The organism is Zoogloea sp. JDB1, from assembly GCF_056724025.1.
On sequence record NZ_CM161496.1, the window covers coordinates 2,715,262 to 2,738,949 of the forward strand.

Sequence of the window (23,688 nt, forward strand, 5' to 3'; positions counted from 1 at the left end):
TGGAGCGGGGCGCGCCTGAGGAAAGGGACCCGTGCGAACCATGAACGAGCCGATCTACGTTATCGACGGGGCGCGAACCCCCTTCTTGAAGGCACGCAGTGGCCCAGGGCCGTTCGCCGCCGCCGACCTCGCGACGGCGGCTGGCCGCGCGTTGCTGTTGCGCCAGCCTTTCGCGCCGGAGCAGCTCGATGAGGTGATCCTCGGTTGCGCGAGCCCGTCGCCGGACGAAGTGAATATCGGTCGTGTGGTGGCCCTGCGCATGGGCTGCGGCCTCCAGGTGCCGGGCTGGACGGTGATGCGCAACTGCGCGTCGGGCATGCAGGCCCTTGATTCGGCGATCGCCAACATTCGCTGCGGCCGTTCGCAACTGGTGCTGGCCGGCGGTGTCGATGCCCTGTCCCGGGCGCCGCTGCTGTTCTCGGATGAAATGGTGCGCGTCTTCACCGGCTGGATGGCGGCGCGCGGCTGGGGCGAGCGGCTGACGGCGCTGAAGGGCTTCCGCCTGAAGCATCTGGCGCCGGTGGTCGGCATCATGAAGGGCCTCACCGATCCCATCGTTGGTCAGCTGATGGGGCAGACTGCCGAGAACCTGGCCTGGAAATTCGGCATCACGCGGCACGACATGGACGTCTATGCAGTCGAGAGCCACCGGCGCGTTGCAGCAGCCCAGGATGGTGGCCATTTTGCCGCCGAATTGGTGCCGCTGATCGGCGCCGATGGAACGGTTCATGGTGTCGACGACGGCCTGCGCCGGGATGCGTCGATGGTTGGCATGGGCAAGCCGAAGCCCTTCTTCGACAGGAAATACGGCCGCGTCACCGCCGCCAACAGTTCCCAGATCACCGACGGTGCCACCTGGCTGGTGCTTGCTTCCCGAGCGGCGATGGAGCGCTTCGGCCTGCAGCCGATCGGGTGCATCGTCGACAGCCAGTGGGCCGGCCTGGAGCCGGACCAGATGGGGCTCGGCCCCGTTCATGCGGCAACGCCGATCCTGCAGCGCCATGGGCTCGGTCTCGACGACGTGGACCTGTGGGAGATCAACGAAGCCTTCGCCGCGCAGGTGATCGCCTGCCTGCGGGCTTGGCAGGACGACGCCTACTGCCGTGAGCGGCTGGGTCTGTCCGGCGCGCTGGGCGCCATCGACCCGGCCCGCCTCAATGTGGATGGCGGCGCGGTGGCCCTGGGCCATCCGGTCGGGGCGAGTGGCGCGCGCATCGTGCTGCATCTGCTGCACGCCCTGCGCCGCAGCGGCGGTCGGCGCGGCATCGCCAGCATCTGCATCGGCGGTGGTCAGGGCGGAGCGATGCTGGTGGAGGCCCTGTGATGGAACTGCTCAACTGGAAGCTGGAACGGGACTCGGATGGCATCGCCTGGGCGACCCTCGACGTGCCGGGCGCCACGGCCAATACGCTGGGCAGTCGGGTGATGGCCGAACTGGAGGCCATCCTCGATCAGCTCACCGTGCGTCCGCCGAGCGGATTGGTGATCCGCTCCGGCAAGGCGGCCGGTTTCGTCGCCGGGGCCGACATCGAGGAGTTCACCCGCATCGACTCCGTCGACGGCGCGCGCAAGCTGGTGGCGCGGGGCTGGAGCCTGTTCGAACGCCTCGCCGCGGCGCGCTTTCCAACTCTCGCTCTGGTCCGCGGCCATTGCATGGGCGGCGGGCTGGAGCTGGCGCTGGCCTGCCGTTACCGGCTGGTGGTGGACGAGTCCGGCACGCGCCTGGCCTTGCCCGAGGTGATGCTGGGCATCATGCCAGCCTGGGGCGGCATGCTGCGCCTGCCGCGGCTGATCGGCCCGGTGGCAGCCCTCGACATGATGCTGGCCGGCAAGGGCGTCGATGGGCCGAAGGCGAAGCGCCTGGGCCTCGCCGACGACTGCGTGCCGCCGCGGGTGATGGAGGACGCGGCGCGGATCCTCGTGATGTCAGGCAGGCCGCCACGCAAGCCGTCGATCGTGCAGGCGCTGATGAACGGCCCGCTGCGCGGCATCGTCGCGGCCCAGGTGCGCAGGAGGGCAGCGGCCAAGGTGCGCCGCGAGCATTATCCGGCACCCTTTGCGATCATCGATACTTGGGCCAATCACGGCGGCAACGCGCTGGCGGTGCCTGCGTCCTCGCCATCGTCGCTGGGCGCGATCTTCCGTTCACCGACCGCGCGTAACCTGATCCGTGTGTTCTTCCTGCAGGAGCGCCTGAAGGGCTTCGGCAAGGATGGTGATTTCCGGCCGCGCCACGTGCATGTAGTCGGCGCCGGCGTGATGGGGGGTGATATCGCGGCCGAATGTGCGCTGCGTGGCATGACGGTGACGCTGCAGGACCAGTCGGTCGAGCGCATCGCACCGGCAATCGTCCGCGCCGTGCAGCGTTTCGGGCGCAAGTTCCGCAGCAAGCCGAGGGAGGCCCGCTTCGCGCTGGACCGCCTGATCCCCGACCCGGCCGGCCATGGCGTGGCAAAGGCCGATGTGGTGATCGAAGCGATTTTCGAAGACCTGGAGGCCAAGCGGGCATTGTTCGCCGATATCGAAAGACGCGCGCGCCCGGACGCACTGCTGGCGTCCAACACGTCCAGCCTGCGCATCGCCGATATCGCGACGGCGCTGACGCAGCCCGAACGGCTGGTTGGCATCCATTTCTTCAACCCGGTGGCGGTGCTGCCGCTGGTGGAGGTGGTGCGTACCGCGCAGTCCGGCGACGAGGCTTTCCGCCGCGCGGCGGCTTTCGTGCGCCAGCTCGACAAGCTGCCGCTGCCGGTGAAGGACGAGCCGGGCTTCCTCGTCAATGCGCTGCTCGGCCCGTACATGTACGAGGCCTTGCGCTGCGTGGAGGAGGGCCTCGCGCCGGAGACCATAGACGCGGCGCTGGTGGCCTTCGGCATGCCGCTGGGGCCGATCGAACTGGTGGACACCGTCGGCCTGGACATCGCCGTGGCCGCAGGCAAAGCCCTGGCTGGCGCTGGGGCGGTGATGCCGCGAGCGTTGGCCGAGCGGGTCGAGCGCGGCCAGTTAGGCAAGAAGAGCGGGCAGGGCTTTTACGCGTGGAAGGACGGCAAGGCCCGCAAGGGCAGGTCGGGGGCGGTACCGGCCGGCCTGGCGGAGCGGATCATGGCACCCCTGCGGGCCGCCGCCGAGGCGTGCGTGGCGAGGGGCGTGGTGGAAGATGCCGATCTGGCGGACGCCGGGGTTATATTCGGGGCCGGCTTTCCGCCCTTCACCGGCGGACCCTTCCACCAATCCCGCGCGGCTGCGCCATCCGGCGGCCGGCGCTGACAGGAGTTCCGATGAGCAACACCCCCACCCAACTGCCCGCTGGCAAGATTCCCGTGCTGCGGGTCATGCCGATGCCCCGTGACCTGAACCCGGCGGGCGATGTCTTCGGTGGCTGGATCATGTCCCAGGTGGACATCGCCGGTGCGGTGCCGGCCCACAAGCTTTCCCGCGGCCGGGTGGCGACCATCGCCGTCAATTCCTTCCTCTTCAAGCAGCCCATATCGGTAGGCGACATGGTCAGCTTCTATGCCGAGATCGTACGTGTTGGCAAGAGTTCGATCACTGTCGATGTGGAAGTCTATGCGGAACGCAACCCGGAGAGCCCGGTGGTCGTGAAGGTCACCGAGGCGACGCTGACTTACGTTGCGGTGGATGCCAACGGCGTTAAGCGCGAGGTTCCGCCGGCGGCTGTTGCATGAATCCAACAGAGCCCCGATTTGCTGCGTAGCCGCAGCCCGTCAGGGCTCTAGAATCGCCGTGGGTTTGCGCGCCCCGTGGCTCGTACTACACAAGTAAAGCGCCCTCGTGAGGAGACACAGGTATGAAGATGACGACCATCGCCCGATTGATGCCCTTGCTCGCCCTTGGTCTCGCCAGCGGGCAGGCCGCCGCTGCGGGTTTTCAGCTACTCGAGCAGAATGCCAGCGGTATCGGCAATGCATATGCAGGCTCCGCCGCAGTGGCGGAGAACGCCAGCACAATCTTCTTCAACCCGGCCGGTATGACCCAGCTGAAGGATCGGGAAGTCTCGGTCGGCCTGACTGCCGTGCGTCCGACCTTCAAGTTCTCCGACCGGGGTTCCAGCACCGGTGTGCTGGGCGGCGCGGGTAACGGCGGCGACGCGGGGAGCTGGGCCTTCCTGCCCAATGCCTATTTGTCCTGGGCGCTCAGCAAGGATCTGTATGCGGGCGTCGGCCTTGGCGCGCCCTTCGGCTTGATCACCAAGTACGACGACCCATGGCTCGGCGGTGCGCAGGCGATCAAATTCGACATCAAGACCTACAACATCAACCCGAGCCTGGCCTATCGGCTCAACGACAAGGTGTCCATCGGCGGCGGGTTGAGCATTCAGCGCATCGAGGTGGACTACCGCCGCCAGGCGACGGTGACCTCGGCGGCCCTGGCGGCCACCCATGCCACCTTCTCGGCCGATGACGTGTCCCTCGGCTGGAACCTGGGTGCCTTGTTTACACTGAGCCCGACGACCAAGGTCGGGGTGTCCTATCGCTCCGAAGTCCGCCACAAGCTCGAAGGCGACCTGAAGCTCGACGGCCCTGCCGCGGGTGCTACCGCAGCCCTGACGACGGGCTCCGCCAAGGCCAACGTGGATCTGCCGGCAACCTTCATCCTCAGCGTCACGCAAAAGCTCGACGAGCGCTGGGAAATGCTGGGCGATCTGTCGTGGACCGGCTGGAGCAGCATCCCGAAGGTAGATATCGTGCGCACCGCTGGATTGCTCAACGGCGTTACTGTGCAAACCCTCGACACGGATTTCCGCGATACCTGGCGCTATGCGCTGGGCGCCAACTACCGCTACAGCGACACGCTGAAACTCAAGTTCGGCGTGGCCTACGATCAGAGCCCGGTGCGTGACCCGCAGCACCGCTTGGTATCCCTGCCGGACAACAACCGGACCTGGTTCACCACCGGCGCCCAGCTCAAGGTAAACAAGGATTCGGTGGTCGACGTCGGCGTGGCCTACCTGTATGTGCCGGAATCTCACATCGACAACAGTCAGACGGCCCTGGGCCGCGGCCAGGTCACCGGCGTCTATGATGCGCGGGTGTGGATCCTCGGTGCCCAGTATTCGATGGCGTTTTGAGTGCCCACCTGTTTTTTCCTTTTCAACCATCCCCCGGTGAGCCGGGGGCTTTGCTGCTGATTCCCGATGGGCCGTTCCAACTCCTCCCTGCCTGATGTCAAGACCCGCATCCTCGATGCCGCCGAACGCCTGTTCATGGAGAACGGTTACGCCGCGACCTCCGTGCGCATGATCACCGGCGCCGCCGGGGCGCCGCTGGCGCTGGTCAATTACCACTTTGGCTCCAAGCAGGGGCTGATGGAGGCGGTGTATGAACGGGCCCTGGGGAACCGCGGCGGCAGCCGGGTGAGCTACCTGGACAAGCTGGAGGCCGACGCTGCTGGCGCGCCGATCCCGGTGGATGTGCTGGTGGATGCCTTCCTGTCGTCGGCGCTGCGCCTGACCCGCAAGGACAGCATTCCCGGCGAGGTCTTCAAGCAGCTCATCGGGCGGGCCTTCTACGAGCCCGGGCCGGGCACCGAGGCTTTTTTTCCGGTCGAATACCGGGAGGCGGTGGACCGCTACCGCCAGGCCTTCATGCGCACGCTGCCGCATTTGTCCCAGGACGACGTGGTGTGGCGCATGTACTTCTTCGTTGGCATCGTGGCCTATGCGATGGCGGGCAAGGACGTGATGCGGATGACCGAGACCTACGCGCTGGCCGATGCGGGCGAGCCGGAAGCCATTATGGCGCGGCTGCGGCCCTTCATCGTCGCGGGTTTCCAGGCGCCTGCCGGGGTGCCGTCGATTGGGCTGGCAAGCACCTGATTTTTAAACCATGTTGTACCTGAAGGAATCATTGCGCTAAGATTTGAACAGTTGTTCAAATTTGACAGCGGACGCTGTCGTCCACGGTTCATGACAAAGGTCCGGGTCACGGGCCGAGCCAAAAGGAGACGCATGTGAGCAGACTGATCATTCGCAAGGTGGCCGTGCTGGGCGCTGGCGTGATGGGGGCGCAGATCGCCGCCCATTGCGCCAACGCCGGTGTGCCGGTTGTCCTTTTCGACCTGCCCGCGAAGGAGGGCAACCCCAACGGCATCGCCAGGAAAGCCGTCGAAGGCCTCAAGAAACTGGAGCCGGCACCGCTGGCCACCAAGGACCGCGCCCAGTTCATCGACGTCGCCAACTACGGCAGCGACCTCGACACGTTGCGCGACTGCGACCTGATCATCGAGGCCATCGCCGAGAAGATGGAATGGAAGCTGGACCTGTACGCCAAGGTCGCGCCTTACATCCGCGCCGATGCGATCTTCGCGTCCAATACCTCCGGCCTGTCCATCGAGACCTTGTCCGAAGGCATGCCGGCGGCGCTGCGCAGCCGCTTCTGCGGCATCCATTTCTTCAATCCGCCGCGCTACATGGCACTGGTGGAACTGATTGCCACCGGCACCACCGATCCGGCGACCCTCGACGCGCTGGAAGCCTGGCTGACGACCCGCCTCGGCAAGAGCATCGTACGCGCCAAGGACACGCCCAACTTCGTCGCCAACCGGGTCGGCGTGTTCTCCATCCTGGCGGTGATGCACCACACCGCACGCCTGGGCCTCGGTTTCGACGAAGTGGATGCGCTGACCGGCCCGCTGATCGGCCGCCCGAAGAGCGCCACTTACCGCACCGCTGACGTGGTCGGCCTGGATACCTTGGCCCACGTGATCGGCACCATGCAGGCCACGCTGCCGGACGACCCGTGGCACGCCTTCTACAAGAGCCCCGATTGGCTGTCGGCGTTGATCGCCAAGGGCGCCCTTGGCCAGAAGACCAAGGGTGGCATCTTCCGCAAGGATGGCAAGGCCATCGTTGTGCTCGACCTGGCGAAGCAGGATTACCGTCCCAGCGCCGGCGAAGTGGCTCCAGAAGTCGCGGCCATCCAGAAGAACCGCAACCCGGTGGAGAAGTTTGCCCAGCTGCGCGCCAGCAGCCATCCGCAGGCGCAATTCCTGTGGGCGATCTTCCGCGACGTGTTCCATTACTGCGCCTTCCATCTGGCCGACATCGCCGACAACGCCCGCGACGTGGACTTCGCGATGCGCTGGGGCTTCGGTTGGGCGCAGGGGCCGTTCGAGACCTGGCAGGCCGCTGGCTGGCAGGCCGTTGCCGATGCGGTGAAGGCCGACATCAAAGCGGGTGTAGCGATGAGCGCTGCGCCGCTGCCGGCGTGGGTCTTCGATGGCCGCGAGGGTGTACATGAGGCTGCGGGCTCGTGGAGTGCGACGGACGCGGCCCTCAAGCCCCGTTCCGCGCTGCCGGTGTATGGCCGCCAGATCTTCCCGGAGCAGGTGCTCGGCGAAGCCGCTTCGGACGCCGGTCAGACTCTGTGGGAGAACGAAGGTGTCCGCCTGTGGAACCTGCCGGGCAAGGACGCGCGTATCGGCATCCTGTCCTTCAAATCGAAGATGCACAGCATCGGCGACGAGGTGCTGGACGGTGTACTCGAAGCGGTCGCCCGCGCCGAGCGCGATCTGGACGGGCTGGTGATCTGGCACGAGGCGCCGTTCGCCGTCGGCGCCAACCTGCAGCAGGTGGTGGAAGCCTGCAAGGCCGGCCAGTTCGACATGCTCGAGAAGACCGTCGCCAAGTTCCAGCGCGCCTCCATGTCCCTCAAGCATGCGGTGGTGCCGACCGTCGCGGCGGTGCAGGGCATGGCTCTCGGTGGCGGCTGTGAGTTCACGATGCACGCGACCCACCGGGTGCTGGCGCTGGAGAGCTACGTCGGCCTGGTGGAGGCCGGTGTCGGTCTGATCCCGGCCGGCGGCGGCTGCAAGGAGTTCGCACTGCAGGCCGCGAGCCTGGCCAGCCGGACGGCGGGCGGAGACGTGTTTCCCTTCATCCAGAACATGTTCCAGACCATCGCGATGGCGACGGTGTCGAAGAGCGCGCTGCAGGCTGTCGAGCTGAGTTTTGCCAAGGCGTCGGACGACATCGTCTTCAACGCCCGCGAGCTGCTGCACGTGGCGCTGCATCGGGCTCGCGCGCTGGCTGAGTCGGGTTACCAGCCGCCGCTGGTCCAGCGGGCGATCCCGGTGGCCGGCCGCAATGGCATCGCCACCTGCGAAATGATGCTGATCAACATGCAGGAAGGCGGCTTCATCTCTGCCTGGGACTACCGCGTCGCCAAGGCGGCGGCCACCGCCCTGTGTGGCGGCGAGGTGGATACCAACGCCAGGGTGTCCGAACAGTGGATCCTCGATGTGGAGCGGGCCCAGTTCGTGGACCTGCTGAAGACCGAAAAGACCCAGCAGCGCATTGCGCACATGCTGGAAACCGGCAAGCCGCTGCGCAACTGAAGGACGGAGACGAAACCATGAGCAAACAGATTCAGGACGCCTATATCGTCGCTGCGACCCGTACGCCGGTGGCCAAGCGTAACGGCATGTTCCGCAACGTGCGGCCCGATGACATGCTGGCCCACGTGCTACGCGCGGTGGTGGACCAGGTGCCGGGGCTGGACGCCCACGAGATCGGCGACGTGATCGTCGGCTGCGCGATGCCGGAGGCGGAGCAGGGCATGAACGTGGCGCGCATCGGCGTGCTGCTGGCCGGCCTGCCCAATACCGTGCCGGGCATCACCATCAACCGTTTCTGCTCGTCCGGCCTGCAGGCGGTGGCGGATGCCGCAGCGCGGATCCGCCTCGGCGAGGCCGATGTGATGATCGCCGCGGGTACCGAGAGCATGACCGTGATGCCGCAGATCATGGGCAACAAGATTTCCCTTAATCCGGCCATCTTCGCCAAGGACGAGAACCTGGGCATTGCCTTCGGCATGGGCCTCACCGCCGAGAAGGTCGCCCAGCAGTGGCAGATCGGCCGTGAGGAGCAGGACGCCTTCGCGATGCAGTCCAACCAGCGGGCAGCCGCTGCGATTGCCGCCGGTGCGTTCCGGGACGAGATCACGCCCTATACGGTGCGCGCCCACGTGCCCGGCGAGGGCGGCACGGTGCGCATCGTCGAGCGGATCTGCGACACCGACGAGGGGCCGCGGGCCGATGCGTCGCTGCAGAGCCTCGGCAAGTTGCGCCCTGTGTTCGCTGCCAGGGGTTCGGTGACCGCAGGCAACAGCTCCCAGATGTCCGACGGCGCCGGCGCCGTGCTGCTGATGTCCGAGGCGGCGGTGAAGCGCTACGGCGTCACACCGATCGCCCGCTTCTGCAGCTATTCGGTGGCCGGCGTGCCGCCGGAGATCATGGGCATCGGCCCGGTCGAGGCAATTCCCCGCGCCCTCAAGGCGGCGGGCATCGGCAAGGGCGACCTCGACTGGATCGAGCTCAACGAAGCTTTCGCAGCGCAGGCGCTGGCGGTGATGAAACAGCTCGATCTCGACCCGGCCAAGGTCAACCCGCAGGGCGGCGCCATCGCCCTCGGCCACCCGCTGGGCGCCACCGGGGCGATCCGCGCGGCGACGCTGATGAGTGCCTTCCGGCGCACCCCGGCACGCTATGGGATGATTTCCATGTGCATCGGCACCGGCATGGGCGCGGCGGGCGTGTTCGAAAAGCTATAGGCGAGCCTGGTTGGGACGACGGGAGCACTTCCCGTCGTCCTTTTTTTGCGGACAATGTCCCCATCCAGATCCCAATTGAACTCCACTGCGAGAACGAGATCATGACCGCGCCCATCCTGCTCGACATCGATGCCGGTGTCGCGACCCTCACCCTCAACCGTCCGGCGTCCCTCAACGCACTGTCCTTCGACATGATGGCGGCCCTGTCCGAGACGACCAGCCAGCTGGCCCGCCGCAAGGACTTGCGGGTTGTGGTGGTTGCCGGGGCCGGTGAGCATTTCATGGCCGGCGGTGACCTGAAGGATTTCGCCGGCCAACTGCATCTGTCTCCCGAGAGCCGGCTGGCCAGCTTCCGGGCCACCATCGAACAGCACATCAACCCGGTCATCGAGGCGCTGGTCAGCCTGCCGGTGCCCGTAGTCGCCCGAGTGCAGGGCGCCTGCGCCGGCTTCGGCCTGTCCCTCGCGCTGGCCTGCGACCTGGTGCTGGCAGCCGACAACGCCTATTTCACAACCGCCTACGCGAGCATTGCGCTGAGTGGCGACGGCGGCGTGTCCTGGCTGTTGCCGCGCATCGTCGGACGGCACAAGGCGTATGAGTTGCTGCTGCTGGCTGACCGTTTCGATGCGGTGGAGGCGCAGCGGCTCGGTGTTGTAAACAAGGTTGTTCCGCTGGATGGTCTGGATGAGGCGGTCGGCAGTCTGGTGCGCCGTATCGTCAATGGTCCGCGGGAAACCTACGCCGAGATGAAGCGCTTGCTCGGCCACTCCGCTTGCCACTCCCTCGATGCGCAGCTGCAACTGGAAGCCGAGGCTTTCGCCCGTTGCGCGGCGCGGCCCGATTTCGATGAGGGCATCAACGCTTTTCTTGGCAGGCGCAGGCCCAGCTTCAACGGCTGAACCGATAGGTCAGCAGGCCAAGCCACTCATGCACGGCGTACCAGCCGGCGTAGGCTGTGTTCATGCTGGGCATCTCGATCGACATGTCGTCGCTGCTGGCCAAGCCGGTGAGATAGGCCGTTGGTGCTGGCATGACCTCGAAGCCGGCATGTTCGAAGGCCTCCACCGAGCGCGGCATGTGGGCCGCATGGGTGACCAGCACTATACGGCGGATGCCCGCGGGTAGCAGTACCGCGGCGCAGAAATCAGCATTCTCACGGGTGTCCCGCGAACGGCTTTCCGTCCATTTGACGGGAATCCGGAAGTCGTCCTCCAGCGCGGCTTTCATCAGCTCTGCCTCCGGTTTTTTCTGCGAAGACTGGGGCGAGCCACCGCTTACCATGACCGGCAGGCCGGAATGCCGGGCCAGCCGGGCGCCGTAGCGCAGCCGTTCGAGCGTCAGCCTGTTGATCGTCATCCCATCGAATTCCGGGGCATAACTGCGTACGCCGCCACCGAGGATGATGATCGCTTCGGCTTGGCGCAGCGTCACCTCGTCGAGTGGTGCATAGCGCCCTTCGAGGCCGCGTACCAGCGGTGCAACCGAGAGCGGTGTGACCAGCAGGAGGGCCGACAGCAGGCCGACCCAGGACAGCGTTTTGCCGGTACGGGGATGGCGGCGCAGTAGCAGGAGGCCTGCTGCGATGAGCAAAAGCGGGCCGAGGGGGGGCAGGATCAAGGCGGAAACGAGCTTTTTCAGGTAGAACATGCGGAAAAGGCGGGGGCCGGGCGGCTCTCGCATTGTCGGTGAAGGACGTCGCGGCTATTATCGCAGCGTCAATCGTCAGCCGTGCAGGCTGGCCGCCATCAGGGGAACGATCATTATCTGCATCGGGTTTGAATCAGACGGGTACGACAGAGCTGCCGGGGAGCACGCTCGATGACTAGTATCGGTGTGCGCGAGGCGGTCCTGGCGCTGGTCGCCGCGTTGAGTCTTTACCTGGTAGTGGTGCTGTTCCGCCTGGCCCGCCATCGGCGTGGCACCCAGCAGCCGGTGGCGCCGGAGCCCGCGGTGACGGCGGAGACACCGGTCGGTCGGGCAGCCGTGGTGGTGCCGGAGCCGGCGCCGGAGGAGGCTGAGGTATCCCGCGATCTCCTCAACGAACTGGAGATCCAGCAACTGCGCCAGGACATGACGCGTCTGCGCGCCGACTGTGACTTTCTACGCCGTGAGCTGGCGGTGATGCGCCACGATGTGGACCAGCTCGGCGAACAGGCGCGCAGCGAACAGCAGGCCGCTCAGGCCGCACGGGAGCGGACCCAATACACCCGTCCGGTTTCTCCGCAACATTCCGAGGCCATGTTGCTGGCGGGAAGAGGCATGAGTGCGGCCCAAGTCGCCGAACACTGCGGCATTTCGGTTGCCGAGGCTGAACTGGTTTGTGCGTTGGCGAAGGCGGAGAGCGGATCATGACGGAACGCAATACCGACGCAACGGAAGCCGTTGAGGGTGAAGAGGATCCGCGCAAGCAGTTGTTGATCCGCGCCGGTGTAGCCGGGGGGCTGATCACTGCACTGCTCGCCGGCCTCGCTGTTTTCGATTACGTATCCCGACCGCCTGCGCCGACGGAAGTGCCCCTGCCGACTCGCCCAATTGCTCCCGCCCAGGTGACGCCTGAGGTGGGCAGAGATGCCCCGCCGGATGTGTTGCGGGCCGGGAACGAGGCAGTCGCGCCCGAATCGGCTCCTTCCCAGGAGGAGTCCGCGCCGCCGATGCTGCCTGGCGGTGGCGTGGCGTCGGATATGGAGGCGCCATCCCGCGCAATGCGCAGCGGTCGGATTGGTGAGGTAAGCCGGAGCGTGCCGCCGCATGCCGGGGTCGCGGCGCATACCCCTGCAATCCAGCAACCGGTTCCGACTGCGCCTGCTGCAGCACCGACAGCGGCGGCACCTGTGGCCGGCGTCGTTCCGCATCAGCCCGTGGCTCAGGAGGCTCCGCGTCCGGCTCCGACTACATCGCTGGCTTCGCGCCAAGCCGCGTCGGCGGCCCCGGCTGCGCCCGCGGCCCCGACGCCGCGCCAGGGGCCGCCGGTGGGGAATTCTGCCGCAGCAGCGCCTGCAGCGGCCACTTCGGCACCACCGTCGCGGCCTTATGTGCTGGAGTTTGGGGTGTTCACCAGTGTGGCAAGTGCCGAAGCGCTGCGGACGCGCTTGGCTCAGGCCGGTATACCGTCCCAATTGGAAACCCGTGTTGTGGTCGGACCCTTCGCGGACCGCAAGGATGCCCTCGCTGCGCAGGCGCGCCTGCGTGAGAAGGGTATCGACCAGGGAACCTTGCAGCCCCTCGGACGCTGAATCTGCGCGCCCGAGTGAGCCAGTCCTCTGACTTGGGGGGCTTTGACTTATTCTGTTTCGATGGTCAGGGCATGGCCGCTGCGGCAGTGCAGTGCCAGACCATGGCGTCCGGCCGCGGCCTCCGCCGTCCACACGGCGGCGGCTTCGCCGAGGCTGCGGGCGATTTCATAGCCACGCTGCTTCAGCCAGGATGGATCCACATGGCGAGCCATCAGGCGCGGTGCATTGGGTTGGCGAGGTGAGGCGAGGACGAGGTTGTAGATTCCCATGGCAATCTCCCGAGAGGTTTGCAATGGGGCAAATCTAGCTCCGGAGTATGACGGTTGTTGGTGGAGGCGCCTTGTGCTCGTTCATCAACCAAACTGCAGGCTGTCGGCAAAGGACAGGGCGTCGAGGTGTGCGCGGTTGACCTGTTCTGCCGACAGGTGGAGCGCTTCCGCTTGGGCCGCCAGATTCTTCGCGTCGAAGCCCTCCAGCGAGCAGGCGAGCTTGAGGAAGGGGGCATATACACCGTCGCCAGTGAGTAGTGCGTCGGCAATGCCGGTTGGCAGGTGCATTTCGTCGAGGGCCGTTTGCAGGCTGGCGCCGAGCAGCAGGTGCAGCATCGAGAAGGCGCCGGTGATGAAGAGATTGTCGAGTTCGCCCTTGTCGAAGAAGGCCGCGCCGATTTTCTCCATGAAGCGGCCGCGGGCGATGGCTGTCTGCATCAGTGCCGGCGCGGACGGATCGCGGCTGGCCGAGACCAGCAGCACGGACAGCCATTTGTTGAGCTTTTCGTAACCGAGGATGGTCACCGCGTGGCGGAAGGACTGGATCTCGCACATCAGCCCGAAGCCGGCCGAATTGATGTAGCGCAGCAGCTTGTAGGACAGGGCGACGTCTTGCTTGAGGACGGTCTCGATGTCCTTCACCTCGGCATTCTTGCGTACCAGGTTCATGAGCCGGACGATCTGCGCATGAGATGGGGCGAGCTTGCCGTCGGTCTTTATGCCGCGCAGGAAGAACCAGCCCGATGCTCCGTCATAGCCCTGGATGACCGCTTCCTTGAAACTGGGCACATCGGGCAGGCCCCAGGCGAGGGACAGGCCGGGCGGGTCGGCAGGCAGGGGTTGGCGCTTGGCGTCGATGATCACGAAGCGCCACGGCACGTTCGGTGGGAGCATCGTATCCGGCTGGTACCAGGTCAGGTTGAGGCTGACCCCGTTGGCCTGCAGCTGGGGCAGGAGTTGCAGCGTCAGCGGATGGCCGATCGACTGGGTCGGGATCTCGATCATCGCGTTGGACGGTGCAATCCATTCCAGCATGTCGGGCGTCGGAACCAGCTTGTACAAGCTGACGAACACCGGATGTGTGGCCGGCCACACATCGGCGAGACCATCCAGGGTTTCCACGGCCTGGGCAACTGATGCGGCGTGAACAACCAACCGGTTGGCGGTGATCTTGTACTGCTTGTTGATGACGGGTTCGCGGGTGATCAGCGCTGCATTGCTCATGGACTCGGGGCTCCGTTACGCGGGCTCAGGCCGCATTGGCGTCGTTCGAGAAACTGAAGGCATCCGCGTAGAAAGCCTCCACCGGAAGGCCGCAGCGCTCGGTGAGATCCTTGCGGGCCGCGTCGATCATCGCCGGCGAGCCACAGGCATACACCTCGTGGCCGGACAGATCGGGCAGGTCGGCCATCAGCGCCACATGGGCGAAACCGGTGCGGCCCGACCAATTGTCGGCTGCGGGCGCATCGGAGAGCACCGGTACAAAGCGGAAGCCGGGCAGGCGCTCTTCCCATCCGCGGGCGATGTCGAGCTGATACAGGCCCGCCACGTCGCGGCTGCCCCAGTAGAGGGTCATCTGGCGCTTGAGACCGGTGGCGATGGCGTTCTCGACGATGCTCTTGATCGGTGCGAAGCCGGTGCCACCGGCCAGCAGCACGACCGGCTTCGGCGAATCTTCGTGCAGGCGGAAGCTGCCCAGCGGACCTTCAAAGCGCAGGATGTCCTTCTCCTTGAGCTTCTCGAAGACGTGGGTGGTGAACTGGCCGCCGGGCACCAGGCGGATGTGCAGTTCGAGGAAGTCGGCGCCGGTCGGGGCGTTGGCGATGGAGAAGCTGCGCCGCTTGCCGTCCGCGAGCAGGAAGTCGATGTACTGGCCGGCGACGAACTGGAACTTCTCGCTGGCCGGCAGCTTGATCTCGAGGACGATCACATCGTCGGCGGCGCGGCTGATCTTCTGTACGCGGCACGGTAGTTTCTTGACCGGGATGTCGCCGGCGCGGGTTACCTGGCGTACTTCGATGCTGAGGTCGGAGCGGGGCTGGGCACAGCACAGCAGCGCCAGGCCGCGCTCACGCTCGTCGGCAGTCAGCGTGGACTCCGAGTAATGCCCGAGGTCCACTTCGCCGGACAGGATCTGGCTCTTGCACACCCCACAGGCGCCGTCACGGCAGCTGTATGGGAGTAGCAGGCCGGCAGTGAGGGCGGCCTCGAGAAGGGTTTCGTCGGCGCTGGCAGAATATTGGAGTCCGCTAGGTTGGAGGGTGACCTGGAACGACATGATGGGTGGCCGTGAGATAATCGATTAATGAAACGTCGAAATATGAAGAAAGTGCTGATTGTCGGCAGCGGAGACGTGGCCCGCCGGATCATTCCGTGGCTGGCACGGCGCTTTCGCGTGCGTGCGGTGGTCCGCCGGGCGGAGGAGGGCGCCGCGCTGAGGGCTCTGGGCGCACTGCCCATCGTGGCTGATCTGGATCGGCCCGGCAGCCTGGCACGCCTTGCCGGCATTGCCGATTACATATTGCATTGCGCGCCGCCGCCCGCAGCGGGGCGAGACGATCCGCGTACCCGACATCTGCTTGCAGCCCTTGTGCATCGCGGAAGTCTACCACGACGGCTAAGCTATATTAGTACCACCGGTGTGTACGGGGACTGTGGCGGCGCCTGGGCCGACGAGACGCGGCCGTTGCGGGCGGCGTCTCCGCGCGGCCTGCGGCGTGTGGCAGCGGAAGGCCATCTGCGAGCCTTCGGGCGACGTACTGGATGCCATGTAAGTATCCTGCGGGCACCGGGCATCTACGATGCTGCCAATCGTCTGCCGGGGGCGCGCCTGCAGAAAGGCGACCCGGTGCTGACGCCGCAAGACGATGTATTCACCAACCACATCCATGCCGACGATCTGGCGCAGTTGCTGGTGCTGGCCCTGTTCCGCGGCGGGCCGAACCGGGTCTATAACGCCTGCGACGACAGCGCGCTGCGCATGGGCGATTATTTCGATCTGGTCGCCGATACGCTCGGCCTGCCGAGGCCGCCGCGCCTGCCGCGTAACGAGCTGGCCGGACGGCTGTCGGAAATGACGCTTTCCTTCATGGCCGAGTCCCGTCGACTGAAGAATGATCGCATCAAGCGTGAGCTGCGCGCACGTCTGCGTTATCCGACGGTAGCCGATGCGCTGCGGACGCGGCCCGCCACTTCCTGAATACTTTCATCCTCCGAGTCGAGACCATGCTCTACCTGAGTATCAAAGCCCTGCACATCATCTTCGTCGTCAGCTGGTTCGCCGGCCTGTTCTACCTGCCGCGCCTGTTCGTCAATCATGCAATGGTCACCGACAAGGCCACCATCGAGCGTCTAGCGCTGATGGAGACAAAGCTCTACCGATTCATGACGCCGCTGGGCATCCTGGCTGTAGCTTTGGGTATGTGGCTGTGGTTCGGCTTCGGCTTGGCGGGTGGCTGGCTGCACGCCAAGACTGCGCTGGTCACGCTGCTGATCGTTTATCACCTGTATTGCGGCCGCCTGATGCGTGCCTTTGCCGAAGGGCGCAACACGCGCAGCCACGTGTGGTACCGCTTCTTCAACGAAGTGCCGGTGCTGGTGCTGTTCGTCGTGGTGTTCCTGGTCGTCCTGAAGCCCTTTTGATTTTCCGAACGGATTGCAATCTTGAATTTCTTTGCCCCTTGTCCCCGCGGCCTCGAGCCGCTCCTCGCCGATGAACTCCGCGCCCTCGGCGCCACCGACGGGAAGGTCATTCCCGGCGGCGTACAGTTTTCCGGCGACTGGGCCCTGTGCTATCGCGCCAACCTGGAGAGCCGGCTGGCGACCCGTGTGCTGTGGCAGATCAGCATGGGCCGCTACCGCAGCGAGGAGGACGTGTACCGCATCGCCTATGCGCCGACCTGGGCGCGCTGGTTCACGCCCGACCAGACCATCCGCGTTTTCGTCACCGCGCACAAATCACCGCTGCGCAGCCTGGAGTTCGCGACGCTGAAGATCAAGGATGCGGTGTGTGACCATTTCCGCACCGTCGTCGGGCGGCGGCCGGATGTGGACACCCAGGCGCCGGACATCCGCATCCATGCATTCCTGTCGGCGGATACGGTGACCCTGTATCTCGACACCTCGGGCGATCCGCTCTACAAGCGTGGCTTCAAGCAGGCCGCGGTGGAAGCGCCGCTGAAGGAGAACCTGGCTGCCGGCATCCTGCGCCTGACCGGCTGGAAGCCGGGCGAGGAAGCCTTGTGCGACCCGATGTGCGGCAGTGGCACCTTCCTCATCGAGGCGGCCCAGATGGCCCTGGATGTGGCGCCGGGCCTCGGGCGACACTTCGCCTTCGAGCGTTTCAAGCACTATGAGCGTGAAACCTGGTTGCCGATCCGTAAGGCTGCCGAGGCGCGCCGCAAGGCACCTCGCAAGCTGGAAATCTACGGTTCGGACATTCTCGACTCCCAGCAGCGCAAAGCCTACGTGAACCTGCGCAGCGCCGGCCTGGAAGGTTGTGTGGAAGTCGGACGTGCCGATCTGCTCGACCTCAAGGCCCCGGCGCCGTCTGGCGTGCTGGTTGCCAATCCGCCCTACGGCGTACGCCTGTCGGACACCGCCGAACTGGAAGCCTTCTACCCCAAGCTCGGCGATGCTCTGAAGGCCAACTGGACCGGCTGGCGCTGCTACTTCTTCACCGGCGATCCAGCCTTGCCGAAGGGGGTCCGCCTCAAGGCCAGCAAGCGCACCCCGCTGTTCAATGGGGCTATTGAATGCCGCCTGTTCGAATACCTGATGATCGCCGGCTCTGCCCGCAAACCCAAACCGGCGGAATCAGAAAGCTGAGATCCTTGAACTAAAGGTGCCCGAACGGGGGTAGAAAGCGGAGCGAGCATCGCAGTCGCAGGATCGGAGTGCGCAGTCGTTTTATTCCCCCGTTCAGACGATGTCGAGGTTCTGGATGCCCGAGGGGGCCATGTCCCGGTCGCCGCGGCGGCTTTTCAGCTTGATCTGCAGGCGCAGATCGTTCATCGAGTCGGCGTTGCGCAGGGCGTCCTCGTAGCTGATCAGGCCCCGTTCGTAGAGATCGAACAGGCTCTGGTCGAAGGTCTGCATGCCGAGCTCGCTGGAGCGCTTCATGACTTCCTTGATGCCGGGAATCTCGCCCTTGAAGATCAGGTCGGAGATTAGCGGCGAGTTGAGCATGACCTCCACCGCCGGCACACGGCCCTTGCGGTCGCACATCGGCAACAGGCGCTGGGAGATCAGTGCCCGCAGGTTCAGGGAGAGGTCCATCAGCAGCTGGTGGCGGCGCTCTTCGGGGAAGAAGTTGACGATCCGGTCGATGGCCTGGTTGGCGCTATTGGCGTGCAGCGTGGCCAGGCACAGGTGACCCGTTTCAGCGAAGGCGATGGCGTAGTCCATCGTTTCCCGGTCGCGGATTTCTCCCATCAGGATCACGTCCGGGGCCTGGCGCAGGGTGTTCTTCAGCGCCGGTTCCCAGGATTCGGTGTCGATACCGACTTCCCGCTGAGTGACGATGCAGTTCTTGTGGGCGTGCACGAACTCGATCGGATCTTCGACGGTGATGATGTGGCCGTAGCTCTTCTCATTGCGGTAGTCCACCATCGCCGCCAGCGAAGTGGTCTTGCCGGTGCCGGTACCGCCGACGAAGATCACCAGGCCCCGCTTGGACATGGTGATGTCCTTCAGCACCGGTGGCAGGCCGAGGTCGTCGAAAGTCGGGATCTTCTGCGGGATGGTCCGAAGCACCATGCCGACCTGGCCCTGCTGGATGAAGGCGTTGGCGCGGAAGCGGCCGATGCCCGGCGGGGAGATGGCGAAGTTGCACTCCTTGGTGGCTTCGAACTCCTGGGCCTGACGGTCGCTCATGATCACCCGCGCCAGTTCCATGGTGTGGGTGTGGGTGAGTTGCTGGTTCGACTGCGGCACGATCTTGCCGTCGATCTTGATCGCCGGCGGGAAGGCCGCCGTGATGAAGAGGTCGGAGCCATTCTTCTGCAGCATCAGCCGCAGCAGGTCATGCATGAACTTGAGGGCCTGATCGCGTTCCATGGTGCGTTCCTGTCACCGGCGCGGCCGGTGGTTGTTGCGGTTTTAGGATGGGGACGAAGAGGCTTTAGGCCGGGAAGCTGTCCTTGTTCTGGGCTTTCAGACGGGCTTCGGCACCCGACACGATATTGCGCCGGACCAAATCGGCCAGGCATTGGTCGAGGGTCTGCATCCCCACGTTCTGGCTGGTCTGGATCGCCGAATACATCTGGGCGACCTTGTTCTCCCGGATCAGGTTACGGATCGCCGGGGTGCCGATCATGATTTCGTGGGCGGCGACACGGCCGGTGCCGTCCTTGGTCTTCAGCAGGGTCTGAGAGATCACCGCACGCAGGGATTCGGACATCATCGCGCGAACCATATCCTTCTCGGCGGCGGGGAAGACGTCCACGATACGGTCGATGGTCTTGGCGGCGGACGAGGTATGCAGCGTGCCGAACACCAGGTGGCCGGTTTCGGCGGCGGTCAGCGCCAGGCGGATGGTTTCCAGGTCGCGCATTTCACCGACCAGCACCACGTCCGGATCTTCCCGCAGCGCCGAGCGCAGCGCCGCGTTGAAGGAGTGGGTGTCGCGCATGACTTCCCGCTGGTTGATCAGGCAGCGCTTGGACTCATGTACGAATTCGATCGGATCCTCGATGGTTAGGATATGGCCGTATTCGTTCTCGTTGACGTAATCCACCATCGCCGCCAGCGTCGTGGACTTGCCCGAACCCGTCGGGCCGGTGACCAGTACGATGCCCCGCGGCTGGATGGCGATGTCCTTGAAGATCTTCGGGCAGTTCAGTTCATCGAGGGTCAGCACCTTGGACGGAATGACCCGGAACACTGCCGCGGCGCCGCGGTTCTGATTGAAGGCATTGACCCGGAAGCGCGCCAGGTTGGGGATCTCGAAGGAGAAGTCGGTTTCGAACTGCTCCTCGTACTGTTTGCGCTGGGAGTCATTCATGATGTCGTACACCATGCCGTGGACATCTTTGTGCACCAGCGCGGGCAGGTTGATGCGGCGCACGTCGCCGTGCACGCGGATCATCGGCGGCAGGCCGGCCGAGATATGCAGGTCGGATGCCTTGTTCTTGACGGTGAAAGCGAGCAGTTCGGTGATGTCCATCGTGGTGACTCGTTGCGGGCAGCGGGATTACGGATAACCGGGGCAAGCGTGCAAAACGGGCAGCGCCAGAGCCGATGCTATACTCAACGGCCTCTTTAGCCCAGATTCACGCTTTGGAAGATTATAAATCAGGCATTTCCGGCCGCCTTCAAAACCTTGTCATGCGCATCGCGTCCGCGGCGCTGGCGGTGGGGCGTCAGCCGGCCGAAATCCGCCTGCTGGCGGTGAGCAAGACCTGGCCGGCCGACAGTGTGCGGGAGGCCGCTGCCGCCGGGCAACGGGCTTTTGGCGAGAACTACGTGCAGGAAGGCGTCGCCAAGGTCGAGGCGTTGACTGGCCTCGATCTCGAATGGCATTTCATCGGTCCGCTGCAGAGCAACAAGACGCGGCTGGTGGCCAACCACTTCGCATGGGTGCATTCCATCGACCGGCTGAAGATCGCCGAGCGCCTGTCCGAGCAGCGCGATGTGCATCTGCCGCCGCTCAACGTGTGCATCCAGGTCAATGTGAGCGGCGAGAACAGCAAGAGTGGTGTGGCACCGGCCGAGCTGGCGGAGCTGGCGAAGGCCGTGGCCGCGCTGCCGCGCCTGCGCCTGCGCGGCCTGATGGCGATTCCCGAGCCGACTTCCGACGTGGCCGTGCAGCGGGCGCGTTTTGCCAGCCTGCGGGCCTTGCGTGATGAACTCAATGGGGCCGGCTACGGTCTCGATACCCTGTCGATGGGCATGTCCGACGACCTGGAAGCGGCGATCGCCGAAGGTTCGACGATGGTGCGCGTGGGCACGGCGATCTTTGGATCGCGCAGCTGAAGCATTTTCCTTTAAGTCCAACTGGTGGAAAGAATCCGATGAAAATCACCTTCCTGGGTGGCGGCAACATGGCGGCGGCCCTGATCGGCGGTCTGGTCAAGCAGGGTTTCAAGGCGGCGGACGTTCAGGCCGTCGAGCTGTCGGCCGAAGGCCGCGCCAAGCTGGAGAGCGTCTTCGGCGTGCGCGCCGTCGAAGCCCTCGACGACCAGGCGCTGGCTTGCGACGTGCTGGTGCTGGCGGTCAAGCCGCAGCAGCTGAAGGCCGCCGTGGCGCCGATCGCCGGCCGCCTGAGCAATCAGGTGGTGGTCAGTATTGCCGCTGGCCTGCGTCTGACCGACATTGGCCGCTGGCTGGGGGATTACCGCAAGCTGGTGCGGGCGATGCCCAACACGCCGGCCCTGATCGGCGCCGGCATCACCGGCCTGTTCGCCGATCCGTCCGTCGATGCGGCAGGGTGCGACGCCGCCGCCAAGGTGCTGTCGGCGGTCGGCAGCGTGGTATGGGTGGCCGACGAGGCGCAGATCGATGGCGTCACCGCGGTGTCCGGCAGCGGCCCGGCTTATGTCTTCCACTTCATCGAATGTCTGCAGGCGGCCGGCGAGTCCCTCGGTTTCGACGCCGACACGGCCCGCAAGCTGGCCATCGATACGGTGCTCGGCGCGGCCAAGCTGGCGGCCAGCAGCGACGAATCCCCGGCGGTGCTGCGCGAGCGCGTCACCTCCAAGGGCGGCACCACCGCCGCGGCGCTGGCGTCCTTCGCCGCCGACGATTTCCCGGCCATCGTGACCCGCGCGGTGGCGGCGGCCGAGGCCCGCGGCCGCGAGCTGGGCGAACAGCTCGGCCGCGACTGAGCGCGGAGTCGGCCATGCTCGGAAACCTGTTCCTGACCATTGTCGAAACCCTCGGTAGTCTGCTCTCCGGCGTGCTGCTGGCGCGCTTCGTGATGCAGTGGCAGCGGATTTCCTTCCGCAACCCGATCGGCAATTTCGTGCTGGCCACCACCGACTGGATCGTGGTGCCGCTGCGGCGCTTCATCCCGGGCCTGTTCGGGCTGGATATCGCCAGCCTGCTGCCGGCCTGGATCGTGCAGACGCTGGTGGTGTTCGTCACCTTGTGGGTGCGCGGCATCATCGGCATTGCCGATCCGCTCAGCCTGTTGGTCGTGATGTGGGGCGTGGGTTTGCTTGAAACCATCAAGGCGGCGCTGTACCTGCTGATGGGCGTGGTGCTGATGTCGGCCATCCTGTCGTGGGTCAATCCCTACGCGCCGATGGCGGGTGTCATCAACGCGCTGGCCGAACCCTTCCTGCGCCCGTTCCGCCGCGTCATCCCGGCCATTGGCGGGGTGGACCTGACGCCGATCGCGCTGCTGCTCATCCTCCAGGTGCTGCTCAGCGCGCTGGCGATGGGCAAGTACATGCTGATCGGGCTGGCCTGAGCATGAGCTGGCTGAACCGGGCTGCGGATGGCAGCGTGACGCTGACTCTGCACATCCAGCCCGGTGCCAAGAAGACCGAATTCGCCGGTCTGCACGGCGAGGCCCTCAAGATCCGCCTCGCCGCGCCGCCGGTGGACGGCAAGGCCAATGCGGCGCTAATCGCCTTCCTGGCCAAGGCCTGCGGAGTGCCGAAGGCATCCGTCGAACTGATCAGCGGGGATACCTCGCGCAGCAAGCGGGTCCGCGTCAGCGGCGCCGACCCCGCGCGTCTCCTCGCGCTGGAGCAGGCGGCCACCTGAACCCCTAGCTCGCTTTCAGCATTTCGATGAAGGCGCGCAGCCCGGCCGGCGGCAGGCGGCGGCTCGGGTAATACAGGTAGAAGCCTGGTTCGGTCGGGCGCCAGTCGTCCAGCACTGTCACCAACCGGCCGGCAGCCACGCCGGTGGCGGCACTTTGCTCATAGACGTAAGCCAGCCCGAGCCCGTCCTCGGCGGCACGGACCATCAGCGGCATCTCGCCCACATCCAGCTGCCCGCCCACGTCCACCTCCAGCTTTTCCCCATTCTTCTCGAACTCCCAGCGGTACAGCATGCCGCTCGGAAAGCGGACCCGCACGCAGCGGTGTGCGTGCAGTTCGCGGGGATGGCGCGGGATGCCGGATTCCTGCAGGTAGTCGGGCGACGCGACGACCACGAAGCGCTGAGGTGGGCCCAGTGGAACGGCAACCATGTCCTGCTGCAGGCGCTCGCCAAAGCGTACGCCGGCATCGAAGCCGGCGGCGACGATGTCCACCAGCGCATCGTCGGCGACGATTTCCAGACGCATGCCCGGATGGGCGAGCAGGAAGCGCGTGACCAGCGGGGCCAGCACATGCTCGGCCGCAAAGCGCGGCGCGTTGATGCGCAGGGTGCCGCGTGGCGAATCTCGGAAGGCGTTGACTTCGTCGAGGGCGTCGTCGATGTCCAGCAAGGCCGGAGCCAAGCGATCAAGCAGGCGCTGGCCGGCTTCGCTGGGGGCCACGCTGCGCGTCGTGCGGTTGAGCAGGCGGACGCCGAGACGGGTCTCCAGCCCGCGAAGGGTATGACTCAGGGCCGACGGTGAAACACCCAGCTCGACGGCCGCCCGGCGGAAGCTGCGCAGGCGGGCGACGGTGGCGAAGGCTTGCAGGTCGGCCAGGCAGGCGCGGTTCATATTGATGAATTTAG

24 protein-coding genes are annotated in these 23,688 nt (G+C 65.7%); 17 read left to right on the top strand and 7 right to left on the bottom strand.

Annotation, left to right across the window (positions count from 1 at the left end):
• Nucleotides 1-40: 40 nt before the first annotated feature.
• From AC1PPK_RS12100 to AC1PPK_RS12135, 8 genes are all read left to right on the top strand, one after another.
• Nucleotides 41-1,324, top strand: a complete 1,284-nt coding sequence (locus tag AC1PPK_RS12100; RefSeq protein ID WP_481118211.1) for an acetyl-CoA C-acetyltransferase — start codon at nt 41-43, stop codon at nt 1,322-1,324.
• Entirely contained in the window at nt 1,324-3,267 is a 1,944-nt protein-coding gene (locus tag AC1PPK_RS12105; RefSeq protein ID WP_481118060.1) for a 3-hydroxyacyl-CoA dehydrogenase NAD-binding domain-containing protein, read from the top strand. Before AC1PPK_RS12100 ends, AC1PPK_RS12105 begins: the two co-directional genes overlap by 1 nt.
• Nucleotides 3,268-3,278: 11 nt before the next feature.
• Nucleotides 3,279-3,686, top strand: coding sequence for an acyl-CoA thioesterase (locus AC1PPK_RS12110; RefSeq protein ID WP_481118061.1), 408 nt, complete (start codon nt 3,279-3,281; stop codon nt 3,684-3,686).
• A gap of 122 nt (nt 3,687-3,808) precedes the next feature.
• Nucleotides 3,809-5,089 carry an OmpP1/FadL family transporter gene (locus AC1PPK_RS12115; RefSeq protein ID WP_481118062.1) on the top strand — a complete coding sequence of 427 codons (1,281 nt, stop codon included), beginning with the start codon at nt 3,809-3,811 and terminating at the stop codon, nt 5,087-5,089.
• A 66-nt stretch (nt 5,090-5,155) separates the two neighbouring features.
• A complete protein-coding gene (locus tag AC1PPK_RS12120) occupies nt 5,156-5,836 on the top strand; it encodes a TetR family transcriptional regulator (RefSeq protein WP_481118063.1) in 681 nt (226 codons plus the stop codon).
• Nucleotides 5,837-5,970: 134 nt separating this feature from the next.
• A complete protein-coding gene (locus AC1PPK_RS12125; protein WP_481118064.1) occupies nt 5,971-8,355 on the top strand; it encodes a 3-hydroxyacyl-CoA dehydrogenase/enoyl-CoA hydratase family protein in 2,385 nt (794 codons plus the stop codon).
• 17 nt (nt 8,356-8,372) lie between these two features.
• Nucleotides 8,373-9,569 (top strand): acetyl-CoA C-acyltransferase, encoded by a 1,197-nt coding sequence (locus tag AC1PPK_RS12130; protein ID WP_481118065.1) that lies wholly within the window; start codon nt 8,373-8,375, stop codon nt 9,567-9,569.
• A gap of 101 nt (nt 9,570-9,670) precedes the next feature.
• Nucleotides 9,671-10,468, top strand: coding sequence for an enoyl-CoA hydratase (locus AC1PPK_RS12135; RefSeq protein WP_481118066.1), 798 nt, complete (start codon nt 9,671-9,673; stop codon nt 10,466-10,468).
• On the opposite strand, the gene AC1PPK_RS12140 is transcribed toward AC1PPK_RS12135, so the two are convergent.
• Nucleotides 10,458-11,216, bottom strand: a complete 759-nt coding sequence (locus AC1PPK_RS12140; RefSeq protein ID WP_481118067.1) for a YdcF family protein — start codon at nt 11,214-11,216, stop codon at nt 10,458-10,460. The two genes, AC1PPK_RS12135 and AC1PPK_RS12140, sit on opposite strands and share 11 nt — an antisense overlap.
• 171 nt (nt 11,217-11,387) lie before the next feature.
• Here AC1PPK_RS12140 and AC1PPK_RS12145 point away from each other — a divergent pair, with 171 nt between their 5' ends.
• Nucleotides 11,388-11,921 carry a DUF2802 domain-containing protein gene (locus AC1PPK_RS12145; RefSeq protein ID WP_481118068.1) on the top strand — a complete coding sequence of 178 codons (534 nt, stop codon included), beginning with the start codon at nt 11,388-11,390 and terminating at the stop codon, nt 11,919-11,921.
• Nucleotides 11,918-12,802, top strand: a complete 885-nt coding sequence (locus tag AC1PPK_RS12150; RefSeq protein WP_481118069.1) for an SPOR domain-containing protein — start codon at nt 11,918-11,920, stop codon at nt 12,800-12,802. The genes AC1PPK_RS12145 and AC1PPK_RS12150 overlap by 4 nt, the downstream gene beginning before the upstream one ends.
• 47 nt (nt 12,803-12,849) lie before the next feature.
• Here the strand turns inward: AC1PPK_RS12150 and AC1PPK_RS12155 are convergent, their stop codons facing one another.
• From AC1PPK_RS12155 to AC1PPK_RS12165, 3 genes are all read right to left on the bottom strand, one after another.
• On the bottom strand, nt 12,850-13,071 hold the full coding sequence (locus tag AC1PPK_RS12155; RefSeq protein WP_481118070.1) for a hypothetical protein: 222 nt from the start codon (nt 13,069-13,071) through the stop codon (nt 12,850-12,852).
• 84 nt (nt 13,072-13,155) lie between these two features.
• A complete protein-coding gene (locus AC1PPK_RS12160) occupies nt 13,156-14,295 on the bottom strand; it encodes an EAL and HDOD domain-containing protein (RefSeq protein ID WP_481118071.1) in 1,140 nt (379 codons plus the stop codon).
• A gap of 25 nt (nt 14,296-14,320) precedes the next feature.
• Complete coding sequence (locus AC1PPK_RS12165) at nt 14,321-15,349, bottom strand: CDP-6-deoxy-delta-3,4-glucoseen reductase (protein WP_481118072.1); 1,029 nt, start codon at nt 15,347-15,349, stop codon at nt 14,321-14,323.
• Between the two features lie 42 nt (nt 15,350-15,391).
• On the opposite strand from AC1PPK_RS12165, the gene AC1PPK_RS12170 reads away from it, so the two are divergent.
• From AC1PPK_RS12170 to AC1PPK_RS12180, 3 genes are read left to right on the top strand one after another with little or no spacing between them, the layout of a single operon-like run.
• Nucleotides 15,392-16,270, top strand: coding sequence for an NAD(P)H-binding protein (locus AC1PPK_RS12170; RefSeq protein ID WP_481118073.1), 879 nt, complete (start codon nt 15,392-15,394; stop codon nt 16,268-16,270).
• 26 nt (nt 16,271-16,296) lie between these two features.
• Nucleotides 16,297-16,713 (top strand): CopD family protein, encoded by a 417-nt coding sequence (locus AC1PPK_RS12175; protein ID WP_481118074.1) that lies wholly within the window; start codon nt 16,297-16,299, stop codon nt 16,711-16,713.
• A 21-nt stretch (nt 16,714-16,734) separates the two neighbouring features.
• Nucleotides 16,735-17,898: a THUMP domain-containing class I SAM-dependent RNA methyltransferase gene (locus AC1PPK_RS12180; protein WP_481118075.1), complete on the top strand. Its 1,164-nt coding sequence runs from the start codon at nt 16,735-16,737 to the stop codon at nt 17,896-17,898.
• Nucleotides 17,899-17,991: 93 nt separating this feature from the next.
• On the opposite strand, the gene AC1PPK_RS12185 is transcribed toward AC1PPK_RS12180, so the two are convergent.
• Together AC1PPK_RS12185 and AC1PPK_RS12190 are read right to left on the bottom strand one after the other, a co-directional pair.
• Nucleotides 17,992-19,128 carry a PilT/PilU family type 4a pilus ATPase gene (locus AC1PPK_RS12185; protein ID WP_481118076.1) on the bottom strand — a complete coding sequence of 379 codons (1,137 nt, stop codon included), beginning with the start codon at nt 19,126-19,128 and terminating at the stop codon, nt 17,992-17,994.
• 64 nt (nt 19,129-19,192) lie between these two features.
• The gene (locus AC1PPK_RS12190; RefSeq protein ID WP_481118077.1) at nt 19,193-20,236 is read right to left on the bottom strand and encodes a type IV pilus twitching motility protein PilT; all 1,044 of its coding nucleotides are present in this window, start codon (nt 20,234-20,236) and stop codon (nt 19,193-19,195) included.
• 74 nt (nt 20,237-20,310) lie between these two features.
• On the opposite strand from AC1PPK_RS12190, the gene AC1PPK_RS12195 reads away from it, so the two are divergent.
• The 4 genes from AC1PPK_RS12195 to AC1PPK_RS12210 are packed head-to-tail and all read left to right on the top strand — an operon-like array spanning nt 20,311 to nt 22,782.
• Nucleotides 20,311-21,045 (top strand): YggS family pyridoxal phosphate-dependent enzyme, encoded by a 735-nt coding sequence (locus AC1PPK_RS12195; protein ID WP_481118078.1) that lies wholly within the window; start codon nt 20,311-20,313, stop codon nt 21,043-21,045.
• A gap of 38 nt (nt 21,046-21,083) precedes the next feature.
• Complete coding sequence (gene proC, locus AC1PPK_RS12200) at nt 21,084-21,896, top strand: pyrroline-5-carboxylate reductase (RefSeq protein WP_481118079.1); 813 nt, start codon at nt 21,084-21,086, stop codon at nt 21,894-21,896.
• Nucleotides 21,897-21,910: 14 nt separating this feature from the next.
• Nucleotides 21,911-22,483 (top strand): YggT family protein, encoded by a 573-nt coding sequence (locus AC1PPK_RS12205; protein WP_481118080.1) that lies wholly within the window; start codon nt 21,911-21,913, stop codon nt 22,481-22,483.
• 2 nt (nt 22,484-22,485) lie between these two features.
• Nucleotides 22,486-22,782: a DUF167 domain-containing protein gene (locus AC1PPK_RS12210; protein WP_481118081.1), complete on the top strand. Its 297-nt coding sequence runs from the start codon at nt 22,486-22,488 to the stop codon at nt 22,780-22,782.
• Nucleotides 22,783-22,786: 4 nt separating this feature from the next.
• Here AC1PPK_RS12210 and AC1PPK_RS12215 read toward each other — a convergent pair whose 3' ends face one another.
• Nucleotides 22,787-23,674: a LysR family transcriptional regulator gene (locus tag AC1PPK_RS12215; protein WP_481118082.1), complete on the bottom strand. Its 888-nt coding sequence runs from the start codon at nt 23,672-23,674 to the stop codon at nt 22,787-22,789.
• Between the last annotated feature and the right edge of the window lie 14 nt (nt 23,675-23,688).